Source organism: Nonomuraea sp. NPDC003754, from assembly GCF_053605785.1.
In genome coordinates this window covers 119,444-141,727 of the sequence record NZ_JBSGJX010000009.1, presented here as the reverse complement: position 1 = coordinate 141,727, position 22,284 = coordinate 119,444, and the positions used below count along the sequence as shown (strand labels likewise).

Below are 22,284 nucleotides of genomic sequence, written 5' to 3'. Positions count from 1 at the left end.
ATGACGACGATATGAGGAGCCACTTGTGGCGACCATCGAAGTAACCGACCAGAACTTCAACGACATCGCCGACAAGGGGATCGTGCTGCTCGACTTCTGGGCGGCGTGGTGCGGGCCGTGCCGTACCTTCGGGCCGATCTTCGAGCAGGCCTCGGAGCGGCACGCCGACGTGACGTTCGGCAAGATCGACACCGAGGCGCAGCCGGGGCTGTCGGAGGGGTTCGAGATCACCTCCATCCCGACGATCATGGCGATCCGTGATGGCATCGTCGTCTTCGCCCAGCCGGGCGCCCTTCCCGCGCCGGCCCTCGAAGACCTCATCGGGCAGGTCAAGGCGCTTGACATGGACGCCATCAGGGCCGAGCTGGCGCAGGAGATGGGCGCCGCTCCCGAGCAGAACTGACGCCGGACGCCCCTGAGCCCCCTGCCCGAGCAGGGGGCTCCGCCGTGTCAGCGCAGCACGCCGACGCCCGCGTAGCCGACCGATCCGGCGCTGTCGCCGACCAGCGGCGGGTGCTCGGGGCGCCAGTCGGTGGGGAAGACCAGGCCGGGCTCGACCAGCTCGTAGCCGTCGAAGAAGCGCTCGATCTGCTCCCTGGTACGCAGGTTGAGCGCGGCGGTGGCCCGCTTGTAGACCTCCAGCGCCTCGGGCGTGGTGTCCGGCTTGGCGTCGATGGCGTGGCTGATGACCAGGTGACTGCCCGGCACACTGGCCTCGCGCAGGGCGCCGACGAGAGGGTGGGCCTCGGCGTCGGGCAGGAAGTGCAGGACGGCGAGCATGAGGAAGGCCACCGGGCGGGTGAAGTCGATCAGCTCGCCGAGCTCGACGAGCAGCTTGTCCGGCTCCCGCACGTCCCCGTGGAGCATGGTCACGTTCGCGCCGTCGGCCAGCAGCGCCCTGCCGTGCGCGCACACGACGGGGTCGTAGTCGACGTAGACGACCGTCGCGCCGGGCGCGCTCTCGTGGGTGTTGCCCTGGGTGGGCAGGCCCGAGCCGAGGTCGACGATCTGGTCGACGCCCTGGGCGACCAGATGGCGGACGGCCCGGCCGAGGAAGGCGCGGTTCTCCCTGGCCGACTGCCTGGTGTCGGGGAACAGCTGGAGGATCTGGTCGGCGGCCGCCCGGTCGGCGGCGAAGTTGTTCTTGCCGCCGAGGTAGTAGTCGTACATCCGCGCGACGTTGGGGACGTTGGGGTCCACTCCCTCAGGCGCCGGCTGACCATCCACGATGTCTCCCGAGATATCCGATGATTTCCAGGCGATCATAGAAGACGATTCGGTTTCACGTCCGCCGTACCCGCCACTTGCCGGGCCGCCCCGGCGCTCCCGCGAGGGTGGTCAGGAGAGCCGGCGCGGTCAGAACCGCGAGCGACACGAAGGCCCCGGAGGTCCCACGGGACGGACCCGCGAGACGCCGAACGCCCGCCCCCGGAAGGAGGCGGGCGTCGCGCGCTGAGGCGGGTCAGACCGACCGGTACAGCTCCGCCACACGGAAGGCCAGGTCCAGCGACTGGCTCCGGTTGAGGCGGGGGTCGCACGCCGTCTCGTACCGCAGGGCCAGATCGTCCTCGACGATCTCCTGCCCGCCGCCCACGCACTCGGTGACGTCGTCGCCGGTGAACTCGATGTGGATGCCGCCCGGGTGGGTGCCCAGCGCCCGGTGCACCTCGAAGAAACCGGCCACCTCGTCCAGCACGTCGTCGAGCCGCCGCGTCTTGTGACCGCTCGGGGCCTCGAAGGTGTTGCCGTGCATCGGGTCGCAGAGCCACGCCACCTGCGCGCCCGACGCGTTCACCTTCTCCACCAGCAGCGGCAGGTGCTCACGGATCTTGGAGGCGCCCATCCGGGTGATGAACGTCAGCCGGCCCGCCTCGTTCTTCGGGTTGAGCTTGTCGATGAGCGCGAGCGCCTCCTCGGGCGTCGTCGTCGGCCCCAGCTTCACCCCGATGGGGTTGCGGATGCGGGAGAAGAACTCCACGTGCGCCCCGTCGAGCTGGCGGGTGCGCTCGCCGATCCAGACCATGTGCGCCGACACGTCGTACGGCAGGCCGGTGCGCGAGTCGACCCGGGTGAGCGCCCTGTCGTAGTCGAGGATGAGCGCCTCGTGCGAGGAGTAGAACTCCACCGTGTGGAACTCCTCGGGGTCGGCCCCGCAGGCCCGCATGAACGCCAGCGCCTGGTCGATCTCGCGGGCCAGCTGCTCGTAGCGGCGCCCCGCGGGCGACTCGGCCACGAAGTCCTGGTTCCAGGCGTGGACCTGGCGCAGGTCGGCGTAACCGCCCTTGGTGAAGGCGCGGGCCAGGTTGAGCGTGACGGCGGAGGAGTGGTAGGCGCGCAGCAGCCGCCACGGGTCGGGCTCGCGCGACTCGGCGGTGAACTCGAACCCGTTGACCATGTCGCCGCGGTAGGCGGGCAGCTCCACGCCGTCGCGGGTCTCGGTGCCCTTGGAACGGGGCTTGGCGAACTGCCCCGCCAGGCGGCCGATCTTGACCACGGGGACCTTGGCGGCGTAGGTGAGCACGATCGCCATCTGGAGCAGCGTCTTGAGCTTGTTGCGCACGTTGTCGGCGGTCGCCCCGGCGAAGGTCTCGGCGCAGTCGCCGCCCTGCAGGACGAACGCCTCGCCCCTGGCGACGGCCGCCAGCTGGGCCTTCAGCTGGTCGCACTCGCCGGCGAAGACGAGCGGAGGCAGTCCGCCGAGCTCGGCGACCACCTTCTCGAGCTCGCTGCGGTCGGGCCAGTCGGGCTGCTGGGCCGCGGTCAGAGTGCGCCAGGCGTCAAGGTTGCTCACGGCATATGAGGGTATTCCACCTGCCCCCCGCACGCCGAGCTCGGCGTCCACGTTGTGAGAACGCGGCGACGCCGGTTCCCCGTGGCCGACGCCGCGAACGCCCGCCGGAAGGGACCTGCGCGCGTGCGGCGTGTCATGTCACCTGGAGGCCACATGTTCGGGACGGACGCCGTTGCCGATGAAGGTCCTGGTCAACCTGTTGATCACCGGGATCCGCGCCAGCTCGGGCACCCGGGTCAGCCGCAGCGATCCCTCCAGCGCGGGCGCGATGAGCCGCTTCTGCGCCACCCGCTGGGCGAACTGCGTCACCACGGTCGGGAACATGCGGCGCCGCTGCACCGCGGCCACCGCGGACGGGCCGTGCTTCAGGACGAGGTTGGCCGTGGCGACCGCGTCCTGCACCGCCAGGTTGATCCCCACGCCGAACACCGGCGACATCGCGTGCGCCGCGTCGCCGATGCACAGGAAGCCCGGCCGGTACCACCGGCGCAGCCGGTTCAGCGCGACGGTGAGCACGCTGACGTCGTCGAAGCTTCCCAGCAGCGTGACCCGATCGGCCAGGAACGGCAGCAGCCGGCCGACGTGGTGGCGCAGCTCCTCGATGCCCGCGGCGCGCAGCCGCTCGGCCCCTCCCTTGGGGATGACGTAGCCGAGCTGCCAGTAGGTCTCCCTGTTGATCGCGACCAGGAGCCGGCCCGTCGAGACGCGCAGGAACGTCTCACCCGGGTCGCCGTCCTCGCGCGGCATCCTGAACCAGACGACGTCCATGGGCGCGCCCATCTCCACCGGCGCCAGCCCGGCCGCCACACGCAGGGTCGAGCCGCGCCCGTCGGCGGCCACCGTCAGGTCGGCGCGCAGCTCGTGCTCGCCGTCCTTGTCGTGGTAGCGCAGGCCGCGGACCGTGCCGCCGTCGCGGATCAGGCCGTTCGCCTCGGCGTTCATGAGCAGCCGGAACGAGGGGTACTTCGCGGCCTCGGCGGTGAGGAGGTTGAGGAAGTCCCACTGCGGGACGAAGGCGATGTAGTCGTAGCCCCCGCGCAGCCCGCGCAGGTCGGCCAGCCGGCTGGCTCCCGTGTCGGTCACCAGCGTCAGCCCGTACGCCTTGCGGTGCGGTATCCGGTGGAAGGCCTCGGCCAGGCCGATCTCGTCCAGCACCCGCAGCGTCGACGGGTGGATGGTGTCCCCCCGGAAGTCGCGCAGGAAGTCGGCGTGTTTCTCCAGCAGCGTCACCTCGACGCCGGCTCGGGCGAGCAGCAGGGCGAGCATCGCGCCCGCGGGGCCGCCGCCTGCTATCACACAGCGCATGAATTCAGCATGCGTTGAAATCTGTCCGGGCGCAAGGGGTGGCAGGTCAGGCGAAGTCGGGTGGCGTGCCGTACCGGGTGGTCCACGCCCGGTACGGCACGCTGCGCGCGGCCACGGCACGATGCGCCGCCACGGCCGCGGCCAGCACGCTCGCCGACTGCGCGGCGACGGGACCCGCGCTGCGCCACAGCAGCACGTGCCGCATCCACAGCGGATTGCCCCTCAGCGGCAGCACGGTCACCGCGGGCCCGGCGTCGTAGAGCGCCTGGCAGGCCGAGACCGCGTGTCCCGCGCCGACCAGCTCCCGCCGCACCCCCGCCTCGACCATCTGGTAGCGCGCCCGCGGCGAGAACCCCGCCGCCGTGCACGCCTCCAGCAGGTGCTCGGGCCAGCCCATCCCGTCCGAGGGCGGCAGCACCCACTGCTCGCCCGCCAGCTCCGCCAGGTCCACCTCGGTACGGCCGGCCAGCGGATGGCCCGACGACAGCGCGACGAAGACCGGTTCGACCGCGACCACGCCGAGCCCCAGCGAGGCGTGCGCCCGCAGCGCGTGCCCCGGGTAGTCGGCCACGAGCGCCACGTCCAGCCGGTCGTTGGCCACCATGTCCACCAGCACCCTGACGAAGTGCTCGGTCTGCAGCGTGATGCGCGAGTCCGGCAGCGTCCTCGACAGGCTCTCCAGCAGGGTGACGACGATCGGGTTCTCGAAGCTGCCGACGCGCACCACCGGATGCGCGGGCGGGCGCGCCTGCAGCAGGTCGTCCATGCCGGCGATGACGGAGCGTGCCCTGGCCAGCACGAACTCCCCGAAGGCGGTCAGCGAGACGCCGGTGTGGTCGCGTTCGAAGACCGGGCCGCCGAGCGCCTGCTCGATGCGGCGCAGCTGGGCGGTCAGCGCCGGCTGCGAGACCCCGAGCGACGCCGCGGCCCTGGTGACGCTGCCCTGGTCGGCGATGGCCCGCAGCACCCTCAGATGCCTCAGCTCCAACTGCATTTCCGGACCATAACACTGGAGTTATCCAGATATGGGATGTCCCGGTGACCCCGGTGTGGGCTGATATTTCGGGGCATGCGGATATTCGTTGCAGCGGTGCTGGCTCTCGTGTGGCTGGTCCCGCTTCCTGCCCTTGCCGAGCCAGGCAGCGCCACGGTCACGCCGGTCCAGGTGACGGGCCCGCCCGCCAAGCGGTTCAACCTGATCATCATGGGTGACGGCTACACCGCGAGCGAGCAGGCGGCCTTCAGGACCGACGTCGACCGGCACCTCAACGTGATGTGGTCCATCGAACCGTTCAAGTCCTACCGGACCTACATCAACGTCTACCGCGTGGACATCGTCTCGGGCGAGTCGGGCGTCAGCTGCGACCCCGACCTGTCCTCCCCGAGGAAGAACACGCCGCTGAGCATGGGCTTCTGGGGCGGCTGCAACCCCGCGAGCGTGCAACGCCTCATCACGATGAACAACGCCGCCGCCACCCGCTACGCCGACCTGGTCACCGGCACCACCTCCACCAACCGGCAGATCATGGCGCTGGCCAACAGCGGCACCTACGGCGGCGCGGGCGGCTCCTACGCCACCGCCTCCGGCAGCAACGCGATGTCCGCGCTGATCAGCCCGCACGAGCTGGGCCACTCGCTGGGCGGCCTGCAGGACGAGTACGACTACTACCAGCGCGGCGTCCCCGGCGGCGCCTACACCGGCGGCGAGCCGGGCAGCGCCCACCACACCCTGCTCACCGAGCAGCAGATGAAGGACCAGCGGCGCAAGTGGTGGCGCTGGCTGGGCGACGACAGCGAGTCCGGCGGCCCGATCGGCCGCTACGAGGGCGGCCTGTACGCGACCACGGGCGTGTGGCGGCCCAGCAGGCACTCCATGATGAAGACCCTCGGCTACTACTTCGACCAGGTCAGCCGCGAGGTCATGGTCCGGCGCATCACCGCCAAGACCGACCTGGTCCAGGACTCCACCCCGACGGCCGCCCCCGTCGGCGCCGACCGGGTGCTGTGGGTCGAGCCGATGCACCCCGTCAGCCACGGCCTGGTCACCACGTGGAACGTCGACGGCAAGGACCTGCCGGGCGACGTCGACAGCCTCGACCTGCGCACGCTCGGCCTCACCCCCGGCACGCACACCGTGAAGGCCACCGTCACCGACCCGACTGACTTCGTCAGGGACCCGGCGATCCGCGCCGCCATGACCGGCACCCGTACCTGGACGGTCGACACCGCGATCACCACCCCGCCCGACGGCGTCACGCCCGCCATCGTCTCCTCCACCCCCACCGACCGGCCCGTCGGCGGCGGCGACGTCGTCCGCGTCGAGACCACCCATCCCGCGACCGCCGTCCCGGCCGTGACCTGGGCACTGGACGGCAGGCAGGTCGCCACCGGCACGGAGGTGGCGCTCAAGGGCCTGACCACGGGCACCCACACGCTCACCGCCACCCTCGGCGGCCAGACCCTCACCTGGAAGGTCGACGCCGTCGCCCCCACCACCGGCTACGAGCTGTCGCAGCCGCTGCTGAAGCCGGACAAGGACACCTACATCTTCAACGGACCCTTCTCCATGAAGCTGACCGGCGCCGACGACAACGGCGGCCACATCGTCTCGGAGTCGCGCGTGGACGGCGACGGCTGGTTCAACTACTTCGGCTGGCCGACCTCCTCCGAGCTGCCGTGGACCTTCACCGAGACCGGCACCACCATCGACCACCTCGTGTACGGCAAGCTGCCCCGCGGCCGCCACACGATCGAGTACCGCTCGATCGACGCCGCCGGCAACCACGGCCGGGAGCGCGCGTTCACCGTGACCACGATCGCCCCGCCGCCCGCCTGCACGACCACCCTCACCGGCACCCACAGGGGACCCCTGACCGTGCGCGAGGGCGTGACCTGCCTCACCGGCGCCGACGTCACCGGCCCGGTGACCGTACGGCAGGGCGCCTCGCTGGTGATGAGGGGCGGCACGGTCGACGGCGCCCTCACCGCCTCGAACGCCGCCGAGGTCCACGTCCTGGACGGCGAGGTCGCCGGCGCGCTCACCGTCACGGGCGGCGCGCTCACCGTCGTGGGCGCCACCGTCCGCGGCGCCGCCGTCCTGAACGGCACCACCGGCGCGATCATGGCGGGCACCACCGTCAAGGGCGCGCTGACCTGCGCGGCTGCCGGGCCCGACGACCTCGGCGCGCCCAACACCGTCACCGGCGCCTCCACCTGCCGGTTCGCCGAGCAGGTGGCCAGGGCGAAGGCGCTGACCGCCGGGACCGGCCAGGGCTACGAGGCGGTGGCCAACTCCACCGAGCCCGAGCACGGCGAGGAGGGCCACCGGCACTAGAGCCGGTCGAGGACCCTGATCAGCGAGGCCGTCGCCAGGTCGCGCAAGGGAGCGTAGTCGGCCTCCGGGTACTGCCGGGGGCCGTTCTCCACCAGCAGGATCAGGTAGAGGTAGGCGCGATAGAGGTCGAGCCGCCGGTGCGCCCCCGCCGACAGCTCCAGCGGGCGCACCGCGCGGTAGCCGGCCAGCAGCGGATCGTCCTCGTCGATCTCGCCGAAGAGCGTCGGCGTGATGAGCTCGGCCAGCGGGTCGCCCCAGAAGGCGCGCTCGTGGTCGATGATCGCCTGGATGCGCGGCCGCCCGGACAGGTCGAGGAAGACGTTGCCGGTCCACACGTCGAAGTGCACCAGGTGCGGCGTGGCCACCTCGTCGAGCACGTCCGACGCGCCCTCCAGCAGCGCCCGCAGCTCGGCGACCGGACGGGGGAGCGGGGTGGCCGGATAGCGCAGCGCGTCGTCCAGCAGCGCCCCGGCCATCCGCAGGTACGCCTCGCGCCACGTCGAGCCGGTCAGCCCGCTGTGCGGGTAGCCGAACACCTCGCCCGTGACGGAGTTGAGCCGCGCCAGGTGACCACCCAGCTCGTGACGGAGCGCAGCGGTGGCCTGCCCGTCGAGGGCCACCTGGTTCCATGGCGTGCCGTCGAGCGCGGACAGCACCAGGTAGTCGCCGCCGAGCACCGGATCGTCGAAACCCGCCTTCAGCAGCGCCGCCACCGGCACGCCCGCCGACGCCGCCAGCGGGTAGGCGGCCGCCTCCATGCGCAGCAGGTCGCGCTCGTAGGTGAGCTGCTCCAGCTCGGGCGACGGCGACAGCTTCAGCACGACGTGGCGGCCGTCGTCGAGCCGCAGCCGCCACACCGCGTTGGCGAAGCCGTCGGCCAGCTCCACCGCCTCGCTCACGTGCGCGCCGACCGCCCGATGGGCGAGCAGGGACAGCTCCCGCGCGGTCAACCTGCGCTTGGTCCTGCTCTCCATCAGCGGACCCCGATCGTCCACGCGGCCTCGTGCCGGCCGCCCGGCTCCAGCACGACGAGGTCGCTGCCGGAGCCGAACGCGTCGGGCGGACAGGTCATCGGCTCGACCGCCACGCCGACGTAGCCGAGGTGCCTGCCGGTGCAGATCTGCACCCACGGCAGCACCGCCGGGTCCCAGCTCACCCTGATGTCATCGACCAGGACCTCACCCGCCGACAGCCCGGTGAAGGTGTGGTCGACGCGGGTGCCGCCGAGGTCGCGAGCCTGCCTGAAGTCGTACGGCGTGCCGGCCACGTCCTCCAGCGAGCGGGGGAGCAGCCGCTCGTCGGCCAGCAGCACTTTCGCGGCGGGCACCCGCAGCCGCTCGCCGAGCAGCCACGGGTGCGGGCCGCAGCCGTAGGGGGCGGCGCGCTCGCCGGTGTTCTCGCAGGTCACCGTCGTCGTCAGGCCGTCGTCGCCGAGCGCGTGGACGACCTCGAAGGACAGGGTGAAGGGATAGCCGGGCGAGGGCTCGAGCGTGTACGCCAGCCGTACCGACGACGGCCCCTGCTCCGTCACCCGCCACTCGGCCGCGTGGACCAGGCCGTGCAGCGCGTGGCCGCGCTCGGGCTCGTTCACCGGAAGCTCGTAGCGGGTGCCCGCGAACGTGTAGGTGGCGTCGCCCACCCTGTTGGGCCACGGCGCCAGCAGCGTGCCCGCGTAGTAGGGGACGGGCCCGCCTTCGGGCCAGCTGGTGAGCAACTCGCGCGCGCCGAGACGCAGGCCGCGAACGGCGGCGCCGAGGGTGCTGATCTCGGCGGTGTAGCCGGCACCGGACAATATGGGCACAGGGGGATCCTTTCGACCGGCAAAGGATACAGAGGAGCGGTCCGGCGCTCAGGCGCTGCCGCGCAGCACCAGATGGGTGTCGAGGATGAGCACGGGCTGGCGCAGTTCCTCACCGTTGATCCTGGCCACCAGCAGGTGCGCCATCTGCCGGCCCATCAGCTCCGTCGGCTGGTGGACGGTGGTCAGCGGCGGGTCGGTGTGCAGCGCCACCTTGGAGTCCTCGAACCCGACCACGGCCACGTCGCCGGGGATCGAGCGGCCCGCGGCCTTCAGCGCCCGCATCGCGCCCGTCGCCATCAGGTCGGAGGCGGCGAACACCGCGTCGAGCCCGGGATGGGCGGCCAGCAGCTCGCGCATCGCCTGCTCGCCGCTCTCCTCGGAGAAGTCGCCGAAGGCGACCAGCTCGCCCATGCCCGAGGCCAGCAGGGCGTCGCGGTAGCCGGCGAGCCGGTCGACGCCCACGCCCATGTCCTGCGGGCCCGCGATCGTGGCGACCCTGGACCGGCCGGCGGCCAGCAGGTGCTTGACCGCCTGCCGCGCCCCCGCCCTGTTGTCGACGTCGACGTAGCTGAAGGCGTCCAGCCCGACCGGCCGCCCGCCGAGGACGGTCGGCACGCCCATCGCCTCCAGCCTGCCCGGCAGCGGGTCCTCGCCGTGCAGCGACAGCAGCAGCACGCCGTCGACGTGCTGCCCCGTCAGGTAGTGCTCCAGGCGCTCGTGCTCCTCCGGCGACTGCGCCATCGCCAGGATGAGCTGCAGCCCCGTCTCGGCCAGCGCCGAGCCGATGCCGCGGATGATGCCCGCGAAGTACGGCTCGTCGAAGATCCGCTGCTCGGACTCCGACACCACCAGCGCCACCGTGTCGGTGCGCCGCGTGACCAGCGCCCTGGCCGCCCTGTTGGGCACGTAACCGAGCTCCTCGATGGCCTTCAGCACCGCGTCCCTGGCCTTCGTGCTCACCTTCGGTGAGCCGTTGACGACTCGGGACACGGTGCCCCTGCCGACCCCGGCGCGCGCGGCGACCGCTTCGAGCGTCGGTCGGTTCATGGCCATTCAGCTATTGTGCCGGATGGTCTCGGCGTACCACAGCGCGCTGTCCTTGGGGGTTCTGCGCTGGGTGGCGAAGTCGACGTGCAGGAGCCCGAAGCGCTTGCCGTACCCCCAGGCCCACTCGAAGTTGTCCATCAGCGACCAGGCGAAGTAGCCCTCCAGCGGCACCCCCTCGTCGATCGCCGCCCTGCAGGCGCGCAGGTGGGCCTCGAGGAAGGCGACCCGGTCGCCGTCGCGGACCCGGCCGCCCGACAGCACGTCGTCGAAGGCCGCGCCGTTCTCCGAGACGACCAGCGGCAGGCGGGGGTAGTCGGCCGCCACCCGCGCCAGGACCTCCCTCAGGCCGCCGTCGTCGATCTCCCAGCCCATCGCCGTGACGGGCCGGCCCCCGCTGACGAACGAGACGTGCTCGCTGCCCACCCAGGGGGAGGCCGTCCCGGTCGGCGCCGCCGCGGCGGAGGCGGGACCACCGGGCGCGCCGGAGACGGTGAAACGGCTGTAGTAGTTGACCAGCAGCATGTCGATCGGGGCGGCGACGGTCCGCGCGTCGCCGTCCTCCACGAACGCCATGTCGGTGACGGGCTCCAGGTCCGCCAGCACGTCGGCCGGGTAGCCGCCCTTCAGCAGCGCGTCGAGGAAGAACCTGTTCTGCAGCCCGTCGACGCGGCGCGCCGCGTCGAGGTCGGCCGCGCTGTCGGTGGCGGGCGAGACCGCGTACAGGTTCACGCACCCGCCCACCCTGTTGCCCGCGGTCCTGAGCACCCGCGCCGCCAGGCCGTGCGCCAGGTTCAGGTGGTGCGCGGCCCGGACCGCGCTCACCGGCTCACGCCGTCCGGGCGCGTGCTCGCCCGAGGCGTACCCGAGGAAGGCCGCGCACCACGGCTCGTTGACCGTCGCCCAGTGGCGCACCCGGTCGCCCAGCGCCTCGTGGACGGCCGCGGCGTACTCGGCGAAACGGTAGGCGGTGTCCCGCTGCGGCCAGCCGCCCCTGTCCTCCAGCGGCTGCGGCAGGTCCCAGTGGTAGAGCGTCACCCACGGGTCGATCCCGTGGCCGAGCAGCTCGTCCACCAGGCGCCGGTAGAAGTCGAGCCCCCGCTGGTTGATCGGGCCCGTCCCGTCGGGCCGCACCCGCGGCCACGAGACCGAGAAGCGGTAGGCGCGCAGCCCCAGCTCCGCCATCAGCGCCACGTCGCCGCGGTAGCGGTGGTAGTGGTCGACGGCCACGTCGGCGTCGTCGCCGCCGAGCACCCGGCCGGGCTTCCTGGTGAACACGTCCCAGATGGACTGGCCGCGCCCGTCCTCGCCGACCGCCCCCTCGATCTGGTACGCCGAGGTCGCCGCGCCCCACGCGAAGCCGGTGGGGAACAGCAGCCGGTCGTCGAGCCGGTCCTGTCGGGTTGTCACGCCTTGACCGCTCCTTCCATGATGCCGCCGACGATCTGCCGGCCGAACGCGATGAACACGATGATGAGCGGAATGATGGACAGCGCGGTCCCCGCGAAGATCAGCACATAGTTCGTGGAGAACCGCTCGTTGAGCGCCTGGATGGCGATCTGCACGGTCGGGTTGTCCGGCGTCAGCACGATCATCGGCCACATGTAGTCGTTCCACAGCAGCATGAAGGTGTTGATGCCGAGCACGGCCATGCCCGGCCGTACGGCGGGCAGCACGACGTTCCACCAGATCCGCATCGTCGAGGCGCCGTCCACTCTGGCCGCCTCGACCAGCTCGTGGGGCACGGCCTGCTCGGTGTACTGCGTCATCAGGAACACGCCGAAGCCGTTGAGCAGGTACGGCAGGATCACCGCCGTCAGCGTGCCCGTCCACTCCAGCTCCACCATGAGCCGGTAGAGCGGCACGACGCCCATCTGCTGCAGCGGCACCATCATCGTCAGCAGGATCGTCAGCAGCAGCAGCCGCCTGCCGCGGAAACGCAGCCGCGAGAAGGAGAAGCCGGCCAGCGTCGAGATCAGCACCACCGACACCGTCACGACCGAGGCCACGACGAAGGAGTTGGCCAACCCCGTCAGGAAGTGGGCGTCCTCGTTGGCCAGCACCGCCGCGATGTTCTCGCCCAGGTTGCCGCCGGGCAGGAACGGCGGCGGGACGTCCACGGCGTCGTCGTTGGTCCGCGAGGCGATGACGAGCATCCAGTAGAGCGGGAAGGCCGACAGCGTGATCGCCACGGCCAGCATGACCCTGGTCATGACGGTGGCCTTCCACATCGTCGCCGAGCCGGTCATCCGGTCCCTCCGATACGGCGGACGAACAGGAAGTTGACCAGGGCGCCGAGCAGGATGAGCAGGAACAGCAGCCAGGCCGCCGCGGCGGCGTAGCCGTAGTCGAACTCCCTGAAGCCCTGCTTGACGATGAACATCGCCACCGTCTGGAACTGCCCCTGCGAGCCGCCGTCCACGTTTCCGTTGTAGAAGGTGGTGGGCTCGGCGAACAGGGTGAGACCGCCGATCGTCGAGTTCAGCACGACGAAGATCAGCGTCGGGCGCAGCATCGGCAGCGTGATCTGCCAGAACTGCCTGCGCCGCGAGGCCCCGTCGATCGCCGCCGCCTCGTACAGATCGCGCGGGATGGTCTGCATGCCGGCCAGGAAGATGATCGCGTTGTAACCGGTCCAGCGCCAGTCGACCATGGTGGCGATCGCCAGCCAGGACGGCAGCCGTTCGGCGCGCCAGTTGACCGGCTCGACGCCGAACCAGCTCAGCGCCCAGTTCACCAGGCCCCAGTCCCTGGCGTACAGCTGGGTGAACACCACGGCGACCGCCACCACCGAGGTGACCAGCGGCAGCAGCACGCTCATCCTGATCGCCAGCCGCAGCCGCAGCCGCTTGTTGAGCGCGTTGGCCAGCAGCAGCGCGAGCAGCAGCTGCGGGATCGTGGCCAGCAGGAAGATCCCGACGGTGTTGCCGACCGCGTTCCAGAAGTCCTCGTCGGCCAGCAGCTGGGCGTAGTTGCCCAGGCCCGCCCACGCGGTGGTGCCCGCGAGGTCGTAGTCGTAGAGCGAGTACCACAGCGTGAACGCCAGCGGGAACAGTCCGAAGACCGCGAAGAGCACGAAGTAGGGGGAGATCAGGACGTACGGCATGGCCCTGATGTCCAGGACCGAGCGCCACCGCCGGCCGCCCCGCGGCGGCGGTGGCGCGGCGACCACCAGGGGCGCCTTTTCCAGGTGAAGGCTCATGGAGACCTCTCGCGTCGGGGACGGGCGGCCGGCCCGCCGGCGACATCGCGCGGCGGCGGGCCGGCGCTGTGGGGGTGCTGGGGGGCTCAGCCAGCGGCCTTCACCGCGTCGTCCACGAGCTGCTGCCAGGCCTTGTCCCGGTCGACCGAGCCGTCGTCCATGCCCTGCACCACCGACTCGATGGCGTTCTTCACCTGCGTGTGCTTCACCCCGAGGAACACCGGCTGCAGCGAGGCCGCCGACTTGGCGAAGATGTCGCCGATCGGGGCGTCGCTGAAGAAGGCGTTCCTGGCGCCGGTCACCGCCGGGTCCTGCTGGGCCTTGGTGTTGCTCGGCATGTTGCCGAAGTCGGCGAAGACGCTCGCCTGCACCTTGGCGCCGGTCAGGTAGTCGGCGACCCGCGCCGCCTCCTTCGGATGCGCCGACTGCTTCGGTACGGCCAGCCACGAGCCGCCCCAGTTGCCGCCACCGCCCGGCACGGCCGCGACGTCCCACTGGCCCTTGGCCTGCTCGCCCGCGTTGCCGCTGACGACGCCCAGCATCCACGACGGGCAGCCGACGGTGGCGAAGGCGTTCTTCTTGGTGCCGGTCGCCCACTCCTCGGTGAAGTTGCGCAGCTTGGCGGTCAGGCCGAGGGCGGTCATCTTCTGGGCGAACTCGAAGGCGGTCTTCACCGCGGGGTTCTTGTCGACGACGAGCGCGTTGGAGGTGTCGAAGTAGGAGACGTTGCCGTTCTTGGCCGCCTCCTGGACCAGCACCACGTTGTAGAGGGTGTTGGTGCCGTCGGTGAACCTGGCGTCCTTCACCTTGGCCTGGAACCGCTGGCCGACCTTGAGGAAGTCGTCCCATGTCGGCCACAGGGCGCTCACCTTGTCGCGCTCGGTGGGCAGGCCCGCCCTCTCGAACAGCGTCCTGTTGTAGCAGATGCTCATGCCGCCGATGTCGGTGCCGAGAGCGAACACCTTGCCGTCGGCGGTGACACCGTTCTGCCACTTCCACGCCGGGTAGTCGGCCTGGCGGCCCGACAGGCCCTGCTCGCCCAGGTCGGCCCACCACTCGGGGTGTGCCTTGGCCAGGCCCATGCCGCCCTCGTCGATGCCGACGACGTCGCCCGCGCCCTTGCCTGCCTGCAGCCACTGGATCATCTGCGGCCAGTAGACCTGCTCGAACTGGTCGGTGAGGACCTCCAGCTTGATCTGGACGTCCTGGTGCTCGGCGTTCCACGCGGCGACGGCGTTCTTGTAACCGAAGTTCTCGCCGCCGCCGAACACCTGGACCCTGACGGTGACGGGAGCGGCCGCTCCTGAGGCGGCGGGGGCGCCGGAGGCCGGGGTGTCGGTCGCGCCCGAGCCGCAGGCGGCGAGCGCCAGGGCGGTCGCGGTCAGGGCGGCGGCCAGGCTGGCGCGGCGCTGGATGGTCATCATTCTGGACCCCTTCTCGGGTGGTCGCGGCCTCGTCCCCGACCGGTGGAACCGCGACGGACATCTGTGGGAGCGCTCCCACGAAGGGTGGCCGAGCGGGGCTGGAACGTCAATACGACGAAACAGAACCGTTACCGGCATGGGGATGTGGCCTGGTGAAACCGGATGATCGGCAACGAAAGGTCCATAGTGATCTTTGGGAGCGCTCCCATCGCGCCGCGCATAAAATTCCAGTTTGTGGAAAATTCTAGAGAGTGTATGTTCGGTCCATGGAGGAGTCGCGTCGCGACCGCAAGAAGCGGCTGACCAGGCAGCGGATCGTCACCGCGGCCATGAGGTTGTTCGCCGAGCAGGGGTACGAGCAGACCACGGTGGCGCAGATCGCCGTGGCGGCGGATGTCGACCCCAAGACGTTCTTCAACTACTTCCGCAGCAAGGACGAGGTGGTCTTCGCCGACACGGAGCACATCGCCGACCTGCTGCTCGGGGTGCTCGCGGAACGGCGCCCGCAGGAGGGGCCCGGCGAACTGCTGGCCAGGATGGTCCAGGAGTACGCCGCCCTCCGCCGGCCCGTCGTGCCGCACAAGGAACCGGAGGAGCTGTCGGCGGCCTCCCGCCTGCTGATGACGACGCCGGCGCTGCAGGCCAAGGGGCTGTACCTGATGGTGGATCTGCAGCGGCGCATCGCCGGCGAGCTGTTGAAGGCGTTTCCCGGCCGGTTGGATCCGATCACCGCGGCGGCGATGACCGGATCCCTGATCGGCGCCATCCAGCAGGCGAGTCTGGCGAGCGTCGAGCTCGGCCGGTCGCAGGACGAGCTGTGGGAGGCCGCGCGGCACGGCCTCGACATCGCCATGCGCGGCCTGCTGTCGGTACGGCCGGACCCCGGCGGTGCGTGACGCGCGCGGCCACACGCGCTCATGACGAGCGCGTCCGGCGAGCGTGCTGTCACGAGCGTGCTCGCGGGCGCGTCCGGCGAGCGTGCTGTCACGAGCGTCTGTGGCGAGCGTGCTGTCACGAGCGTGCTCGCGGGCGCGTTCGGCGACCCATCGATCGAGTCATCGACGGGGGCGCGACCCAGCCCTGAGGCGGGCCGGCGTCCGCCCATCGGAGGAAGGAACAGCCCGGCATGACGGAAAACCAGCGGCACTTCACCCGCGACGCACGCCGTGCCCTGCGGGAAGGCCCCGCGGCCATCGCCCGGCGGCAACGCGCCCGGTTGGCCGAGATCGTGACCTACGCTCGCGCTCACTCACCCTACTTCAGCGAGGTGTACCGGGACCTGCCGGAGGAGGTGGACGACCCGGCGTTGCTCCCGGTCACCGACAAGAAGACGCTGATGGACCGCTTCGACGACTGGGTCACCGACCGCACGGTGACCCTCGAGAAGGCCCAGGCGTTCGTGGCCGACCCCACGCTCGTGGGCGAGCGGTTCGAGGGGCGCTATCTCGTGGCCACCACGTCCGGCACCAGCGGCCTGCGCGGCATCTTCCTCCAGGACGAGCGGAGCCTGGCCGTGGGCAACGCCGTCGGACAGCGCGCCCGCACCGGGCTGGGAATCGGCGACGTCATCCGCCTCCTGCGCGGCGCCGGCCGTACCGCGATCGTCTCCGCGCCCGGCGGCCACTTCGCCACCGTCGCCGGAGCGGCACGGTTCCGCCGGGACCACCCACGGCTCAGCTGGCTGGTGCGGGAGTTCTCGATCCACCAGCCGCTGCCCGAGCTGGCCGCGCAGCTCAACCGGTACAACCCGAGCTCCCTCACCGGCTTCTCGAGCATGCTCGGACTGCTGGCCGGAGAACAGGAAGCCGGCCGCCTGCGCATCCACCCAGGGATGGTCATCGCCGGCGGTGAGGCGCTGACGGCGGAGAACCGCGCCCGCATCGCCGGCGCCTTCCACGCCCAGGTCCGCTCCGCCTACGCCGCCACCGAGTGCGGCTTCCTCGCGTACGGCTGCGCGCACAACTGGCTGCACGTCAACAGCGACTGGGCCCTGCTGGAGCCGGTCGACGCCGACCTTCGGCCCGTCCCGCCAGGTCAGCCGTCGCAGACCGTCCTGTTGAGCAACCTCGCCAATCAGGTCCAGCCCATCCTGCGCTACAACCTGGGCGACAACGTCCTGCTGCGTCCCGACGCCTGCCCGTGCGGCAGCCCGCTACCCGCCGTCCAGGTGCGGGGCCGCGCGGCTGAGATGCTCGCCTTCCCCACCGAACGGGGCGAGCCCGTCGGCATCTCTCCCATGGCCTTCGGCACCCTGCTGGACCGGGTTCCCGGCATCCAGCAGTTCCAGCTCGTCCAGACCGCGCCCACCGCGCTGCGCGTGCGCCTGAGATCCGCGGACGGCGCCGACCCGGACCACGTGTGGCGGACGGTGCGCGACGAGATCACTCAGCTGCTGACCGCGCACAAGGCCGACCACGTCACGCTCGAACGCGCTGAGGAGCCGCCCGAGCGGTCGGCCGGCGGCAAGTTCCGCAGGGTCATCCCGCTGACCACGCCGTGACCCCGCGACCTGGCCCCGCCACGAGATGACGGCATCACGGTGAGCTCCCCTCCGCCGCGGTGCGCTGCTGCTCGGCCCGTACGGTGACCTGGGCGTCGTGCCCTAGGACGGCTGTCTCACGACAGCGGACGGCGAGCCTGGGCCGTCCACCCGCCTGGCCGGGCGGTACGAGAGGACGAAGGCCGCGGCGGCGGTGAGCTGGACGGCGGCGCCCACCAGGAGCGCGGCCGTGGGGGAGTGGCCTGCCAGCGGTCCCGCCGCCGCCGAACCGAGCGCGAACGAGGTGATCTTCAGGCTGGCCCCGGTGGTGAACACCTGGGTGCGCAGGCGGGACGGTGCCTCGCGGTGCCGTACCGCGAAGAGGGCGGTGAGTTGCGGCCCCTCGCCCACCCCCACGAGCGCCACGGCCAGGACCGCCCACGCGAACGTCCCCGCGAAGGCGGCCAGCGCCAGGCCCGCCCCGATGACCAGGGCGCTCACCGGTACGACGATGTCGGGACGGGTGGCGGGGAACCTGGCGAGCACCGCGTTCGCCACCAGCGCGGCGGCGGCCAGCACGGACAGCAGCAGCGCGCCGTACCCGGGATCGCCGAGCAGGTTCGTGCCGAGCAGCGGGGCGGAGACCACCAGCATCGCGAGACCCGCGTAGGAGATCATCGAGGCCAGGGTGGCGCGCCGGAGGCTTCCGTTCCGCGCGAGAGCGGCGAACCCGTCGATCAGCTCGCGGCGCATGCCGGGCTGCGGCTCCCCCGCCGCCGGGGAGGAGTGGGAGACGGCCTGCGACGGGTGCGGTTCGGCTGGGTCCGTGGCGGCTGGTGCAGGTGCAGGTGCAGGTGCGAGGGCGGCGGGCGCGGGTGCGGGCCCGGGGGCGGTGCCGGCCTCCGGTGGCGGCGAGGCCGTGGGTGTCGGTACGGCGGAGGCGATGCCGGCCTTCGGTGGCGGCGAGGCCGTGGGTGTCGGTACGGCGGCTGCGGGCCGGGCGGGCAGGAACCAAGCGGCGGGCAGGGCGGCGGCGATCAGCGCGGCCGAGGCGACGACGGCGGACCAGGCACCCCCGGCGGCGGCGACCAGCCCGGCGAGGGCCGGGCCCGCCAGCCCGGCGAGGTTGTAGGCGATGGAGTCGAGGGCGTTGGCGCGCGGCAGCCGGTCGGGCGGGACCAGGAGGGGAAGCTGCGCGGTCCATCCGCCGGACAGGGCCGGGCCGAGCAGCCCTGCCAGCACGGCCACCCCGATCACCACCGGATCGGGCGCCCTGCCGACCAGCGCGAGGATGATGACCAGACCTGCCGCGTACCCGGCCAGAAGGGCGGCGAGGAGCCGTCCCGGCCTGCGGGTTCGGTCGAGCGCGGCGCCGAGCACCGGGCCGCCCCCGGCGGCGGCGACCGTCAGCCCCGCCAGCAGCCACGACGCCAACGAAGGAGAGCCTGTGGCCGCCAGCCCCAGCAGCAGGAGCGCGGGCCCGGACATCTCGTCACCGGTCCGGGCGGCCACCACGGCGGCCAGGTAACGTCTCATCGCTCGCAAACGTTACAAGAGCCGCTCTACCCCGCGTAGCCGTTGCGCTGGTTGGCTCGTACGGCGCCCTGGTAGGCGTCGATCAGGCCCCACACCCACAGGCCGAAGGAGACCGGCAGGATCAGCAGGCCGACGACGACGAACGCCAGGATGAACCCGAGGAACATCGTCATGTACGACCCGAGGAGAATGCCGACCCCCTTGCCGGTGTCGCCGTTGACGATCGACCCCACCCCCGGCAGGAGGAACGACAGCAGCAGCGAGATCGCCGGCTCCTTGCGCGGCGGCCGGGGGACGGGCGGGCCCTGCCTGTACGGCACGGCGGGGTGGCCGAAAGGTCCCGGGATCTGCTGGCCGTACGGGATCGGCGCGCTCGACGGCATGTCGTAGGACCCCCGCGGGCTGTACGAAGTCGGAGCGTTGGACGGCATGTCGTAGGAGCCTGACGGGTACCCCGGGCCGTGCGAAGTCGGAGCGTTGGACGGTATGTCGTAGGAGCCTGACGGGTACTGCTGGCCGTACGGGTCGGACGAGCCGTACGGATATGGCTGCTGGTCGGACAAAACGCCCCCAGGGACGAGACGGGTTCGTCCCACAACCCTATGCCGGGCACCGCCGGCGCAGCAGGAATCCTGGCTACCCTGACCGTGTGCAGGGACTGTTGCTGCGCCTGTCCGCGCTCGACACGGGCGCCGAGAGCGCGGTGCGGGTGATCGCGTACTTCGACTCGCTGGTGCGTGACCACGCCGGGGTGGCGACCCTGCTGCAGGCGACGGCGACGCTGGCGCAGTGCCCGGTGGGGCTGTTCGACGCCTCGACCGGACGGCGATGGCGCGCCATTCCCGGGCAGCGGGCCACCGCCGAGCGTGAGTCCGCCGCCCAGGGGCCCGCCGCCGCGCGTGGATCCGCCCACGCGCAGGTCTCCAGCCCTTCGCCAGGGGCCGCCGACGTCCAGGGTGCCGGTCCCCCGAAGGGGCTCGTCGAGGTCGAAGGGGCCGGGCACTCGCCAGGACCCGTTGACCCGCCGGAGTCCGGTTCCTCACCAGGGACCGGCAGCGGTCGGGGACCGGACCTCGCGCCCACGTCCCACGGCGGGCCCGAACCCGGAAGACAAGCCGGCGCCGGGCCGCTCACCAGGGAGCTCGGCGCGGGGCTCGGCACGGTCTGGATGGAACGTGAAGGCGACCCGCACGGCCTCGACGAGATCGTGCTCGAGAGGTTGGCCGTCGCGGCCGAGGTGACGCTCGAACGCGCCGCCCCGGCGGCCGATCCCGCCCTGGTCGAGCTGGCCCTGTCGGCCGACACCGGCGAACCTGAACACGCCAGGGCCCTGCGCCTGCTCGGCTTCGACGCGGGCGTTCCGCTGCAGGTGCTCGCCACGCCCGTCGCCTGCCGGTCCGCGCTCATGGCGGGTCTGCGCGCGGACGGTCTGCACGCCAGGAGCGCCGCGGTCGGCGAGCTGGCCGTGGTGATCGTGACGGCCGAGGTCGCAGGGCTGCCGCCGGCCGTACGGGCCGGGGTGGGACCGCCGGTGAGCCCGGCCAAACTCGTCGAGTCGTGGGAGGCGGCCCGCCTGGCGCTGCGCTTCACCGGCGACGGGGCGCGGGACCGGGTGGTGCGCTGGGCCGATCTGGGCGCACTCGCGCTGCTGGCCGCTCACGTGCCTGACGCGGCCGTCGCCGCGCTGCCCGACGTGCGGGCGGTGCGCTCGCTGCCGCCCGAGGTGGCCGCCGCGGTGCGGGCGCTGTGCGAGGAGGGCTCGGTACGGCGGGCCGCCGCGGCCGCGCACCTCCACCACAGTTCGATGGCCGCCCGTATCGCCAGGGCGGAGGTGGCGCTGGGCTTCCCGCTGGCCGCGCCGGCGGGTCGGCTGCGCGCTCACCTCGCACTGTCACTGGCCCGCCTGGTCACCTGACCCGTCACCCGGACGGTCATCACCCGCCGCGTCCGGTGAGTGCAGACGAACACCTCCCGGACGGAGCCGACAGATCCCGTGGAAGACACCGTGGTCAGTCAGGGCAAGGGCCAGGCTCCACCGGGAGGCGTTCACCTGCATCCTCGTTGTCAGGCATCCTCGCTGTCAGGGCAGGAGGGCCCGTCGCAGGGCGCTGATGCGCGCCGCCCCCGCCTGGCGGCTCACCTCCACGTCCGGGATGATCATGTCGAAGCCGTGGAAGGTCCCCGCGTAGAGGTGGAACTCGGTGGACACCCCCGCCTGCGCGAGCCGCTGCGCGTAGGTGAGGCACTCGTCGCGGAACACCTCCAGAGCGCCCACGTCGATGAACGCGGGCGGCAGCCCCGTCAGGTCGTCCGCCCTGGCCGGAGCCGCGTACGGCGAGACGTCGGCGGTGCCCCTGCGGTCGCCGAGCAGCGCGCTCCAGCCGAAGACGTTGGCCGCGCGGTTCCAGACCACCGCCTCCTCGAACTCCAGCGTGGACGGCGTGGCGTCGCGGTCGTCGAGCATCGGGCAGATCAGCAGCTGGTAGGCGACGGCGGGACCACCCCTGTCCCTGGCCAGCAGCACCGTGCCCGCCGCGAGCCCGCCACCGGCGCTCGCCCCGCCCACCGCCAGGCGTGCGGGGTCGACGCCCAGCTCGGCGGCGTTCTTCGCGGTCCACAGCAGGCCCGCGTAGCAGTCTTCGACCGGCGCGGGGTCGGGGTGCTCGGGCGCCAGGCGGTAGTCGACGGCGACGACCACGCACCCGACCTCCTTGACGAACCGCGCGGCGAACGCGTCGTCGCCGTCGGCCGAGCCGACCACCATGCCGCCGCCGTGCACCCAGTAGAGGCACGGCAGCGGGCCGGGCGCGGGCCGCGCGGGACGGCTGATGCGCAGCCGTACGTCGGGAGCGCCCTCCGGGCCCTGCACCCACCTCTCCTCGACCGAGACGAGCGGGTCCTCGACCACGGTCGCCGCGCGCATGGCGGCCGTCTGCGCCCGCAGCGCGGGCAGGTCGTCGAACGTCAGCGTCGAGATGTCGGGGAAGGACATGTCGAGCAGGTCGAGCGCGGCGGCGAGTTCGCGTGCGAGGTGCGGGTGGTGGGGCATCATGCGGAACCTTCCGGTCGACGGGCGTGCATCTCGATGGTGCGTGGCGGTGCGCGCCCCGCACAACCGCAAGGCGGCGGGCATGCGCGCCGATCCCACCGCCGGATGGCGGTCCCCGGCGGCACCGGCGAGCGGCCCGCATCGGGCGGCGCTCAGGCACCGGTGACCGGCCTGCGGCGGGCGGCGCTCAGGTGCCGGTGACCGGCCTGCGGTGGGCGGTGTTCAGGTGCCGGTGACCGGCCTGCGGTGGGCGGTGTTCAGGTGCCGGTGACCGGCCTGCGGTGGGCGGTGTTCAGGTGCCGGTGACCGGCCTGCGGTG

General features: G+C 72.0%; 19 protein-coding genes. 5 read left to right on the top strand and 14 right to left on the bottom strand.

Annotated elements, in window-relative coordinates; all coding sequences use genetic code 11:
- The first annotated feature begins 25 nt into the window (after positions 1–25).
- Entirely contained in the window at positions 26–403 is a 378-nt protein-coding gene (locus ACWEVS_RS14365) for a thioredoxin family protein (RefSeq protein ID WP_449926013.1), read from the top strand.
- A 47-nt stretch (positions 404–450) separates the two neighbouring features.
- Here the strand turns inward: ACWEVS_RS14365 and ACWEVS_RS14360 are convergent, their stop codons facing one another.
- The 4 genes from ACWEVS_RS14360 to ACWEVS_RS14345 all read right to left on the bottom strand — a co-directional run bounded on the left by ACWEVS_RS14360 (position 451) and on the right by ACWEVS_RS14345 (position 5,090).
- Positions 451–1,227, bottom strand: coding sequence for an SAM-dependent methyltransferase (locus tag ACWEVS_RS14360; RefSeq protein WP_449926016.1), 777 nt, complete (start codon positions 1,225–1,227; stop codon positions 451–453).
- A 235-nt stretch (positions 1,228–1,462) separates the two neighbouring features.
- On the bottom strand, positions 1,463–2,791 hold the full coding sequence (locus tag ACWEVS_RS14355) for a class II 3-deoxy-7-phosphoheptulonate synthase (RefSeq protein WP_354912471.1): 1,329 nt from the start codon (positions 2,789–2,791) through the stop codon (positions 1,463–1,465).
- Positions 2,792–2,929: 138 nt separating this feature from the next.
- The gene (locus ACWEVS_RS14350; RefSeq protein ID WP_452551797.1) at positions 2,930–4,096 is read right to left on the bottom strand and encodes an FAD-dependent oxidoreductase; all 1,167 of its coding nucleotides are present in this window, start codon (positions 4,094–4,096) and stop codon (positions 2,930–2,932) included.
- Positions 4,097–4,142: 46 nt separating this feature from the next.
- The gene (locus tag ACWEVS_RS14345) at positions 4,143–5,090 is read right to left on the bottom strand and encodes a LysR family transcriptional regulator (RefSeq protein WP_452416701.1); all 948 of its coding nucleotides are present in this window, start codon (positions 5,088–5,090) and stop codon (positions 4,143–4,145) included.
- A gap of 75 nt (positions 5,091–5,165) precedes the next feature.
- Between ACWEVS_RS14345 and ACWEVS_RS14340 the strand changes: the two genes are divergently transcribed.
- Positions 5,166–7,430, top strand: a complete 2,265-nt coding sequence (locus ACWEVS_RS14340; protein ID WP_452551795.1) for a M64 family metallopeptidase — start codon at positions 5,166–5,168, stop codon at positions 7,428–7,430.
- Here the strand turns inward: ACWEVS_RS14340 and ACWEVS_RS14335 are convergent.
- The 7 genes from ACWEVS_RS14335 to ACWEVS_RS14305 form a co-directional block, all read right to left on the bottom strand.
- Complete coding sequence (locus ACWEVS_RS14335) at positions 7,427–8,425, bottom strand: phosphotransferase (protein ID WP_449926029.1); 999 nt, start codon at positions 8,423–8,425, stop codon at positions 7,427–7,429. The genes ACWEVS_RS14340 and ACWEVS_RS14335 overlap by 4 nt on opposite strands.
- Positions 8,404–9,231 (bottom strand): aldose 1-epimerase family protein, encoded by an 828-nt coding sequence (locus ACWEVS_RS14330; protein ID WP_452551793.1) that lies wholly within the window; start codon positions 9,229–9,231, stop codon positions 8,404–8,406. The genes ACWEVS_RS14335 and ACWEVS_RS14330 overlap by 22 nt, the downstream gene beginning before the upstream one ends.
- A 48-nt stretch (positions 9,232–9,279) precedes the next feature.
- Positions 9,280–10,284, bottom strand: coding sequence for a LacI family DNA-binding transcriptional regulator (locus ACWEVS_RS14325; RefSeq protein ID WP_452416695.1), 1,005 nt, complete (start codon positions 10,282–10,284; stop codon positions 9,280–9,282).
- A complete protein-coding gene (locus ACWEVS_RS14320) occupies positions 10,285–11,685 on the bottom strand; it encodes a GH1 family beta-glucosidase (RefSeq protein WP_452551790.1) in 1,401 nt (466 codons plus the stop codon). It lies immediately after the preceding gene.
- The gene (locus tag ACWEVS_RS14315) at positions 11,682–12,524 is read right to left on the bottom strand and encodes a carbohydrate ABC transporter permease (protein WP_452551788.1); all 843 of its coding nucleotides are present in this window, start codon (positions 12,522–12,524) and stop codon (positions 11,682–11,684) included. Before ACWEVS_RS14315 ends, ACWEVS_RS14320 begins: the two co-directional genes overlap by 4 nt.
- Positions 12,521–13,477: a carbohydrate ABC transporter permease gene (locus ACWEVS_RS14310; protein WP_354912456.1), complete on the bottom strand. Its 957-nt coding sequence runs from the start codon at positions 13,475–13,477 to the stop codon at positions 12,521–12,523. The genes ACWEVS_RS14315 and ACWEVS_RS14310 overlap by 4 nt, the downstream gene beginning before the upstream one ends.
- Positions 13,478–13,563: 86 nt before the next feature.
- The gene (locus ACWEVS_RS14305; protein WP_452551786.1) at positions 13,564–14,901 is read right to left on the bottom strand and encodes an extracellular solute-binding protein; all 1,338 of its coding nucleotides are present in this window, start codon (positions 14,899–14,901) and stop codon (positions 13,564–13,566) included.
- Between the two features lie 266 nt (positions 14,902–15,167).
- Here ACWEVS_RS14305 and ACWEVS_RS14300 point away from each other — a divergent pair, with 266 nt between their 5' ends.
- Together ACWEVS_RS14300 and ACWEVS_RS14295 are read left to right on the top strand one after the other, a co-directional pair.
- Positions 15,168–15,797: a TetR/AcrR family transcriptional regulator gene (locus tag ACWEVS_RS14300; protein WP_449926045.1), complete on the top strand. Its 630-nt coding sequence runs from the start codon at positions 15,168–15,170 to the stop codon at positions 15,795–15,797.
- A gap of 230 nt (positions 15,798–16,027) precedes the next feature.
- On the top strand, positions 16,028–17,401 hold the full coding sequence (locus tag ACWEVS_RS14295; protein ID WP_452551784.1) for a hypothetical protein: 1,374 nt from the start codon (positions 16,028–16,030) through the stop codon (positions 17,399–17,401).
- A gap of 102 nt (positions 17,402–17,503) precedes the next feature.
- On the opposite strand, the gene ACWEVS_RS14290 is transcribed toward ACWEVS_RS14295, so the two are convergent.
- The gene (locus ACWEVS_RS14290; RefSeq protein WP_452551782.1) at positions 17,504–18,916 is read right to left on the bottom strand and encodes an MFS transporter; all 1,413 of its coding nucleotides are present in this window, start codon (positions 18,914–18,916) and stop codon (positions 17,504–17,506) included.
- A 26-nt stretch (positions 18,917–18,942) separates the two neighbouring features.
- Positions 18,943–19,347, bottom strand: coding sequence for a hypothetical protein (locus tag ACWEVS_RS14285; RefSeq protein WP_449926054.1), 405 nt, complete (start codon positions 19,345–19,347; stop codon positions 18,943–18,945).
- A 218-nt stretch (positions 19,348–19,565) separates the two neighbouring features.
- Between ACWEVS_RS14285 and ACWEVS_RS14280 the strand changes: the two genes are divergently transcribed.
- Complete coding sequence (locus tag ACWEVS_RS14280) at positions 19,566–20,831, top strand: helix-turn-helix domain-containing protein (RefSeq protein ID WP_452551780.1); 1,266 nt, start codon at positions 19,566–19,568, stop codon at positions 20,829–20,831.
- Between the two features lie 165 nt (positions 20,832–20,996).
- Here ACWEVS_RS14280 and ACWEVS_RS14275 read toward each other — a convergent pair whose 3' ends face one another.
- The gene (locus ACWEVS_RS14275) at positions 20,997–21,968 is read right to left on the bottom strand and encodes an alpha/beta hydrolase (RefSeq protein WP_452551778.1); all 972 of its coding nucleotides are present in this window, start codon (positions 21,966–21,968) and stop codon (positions 20,997–20,999) included.
- Between the last annotated feature and the right edge of the window lie 316 nt (positions 21,969–22,284).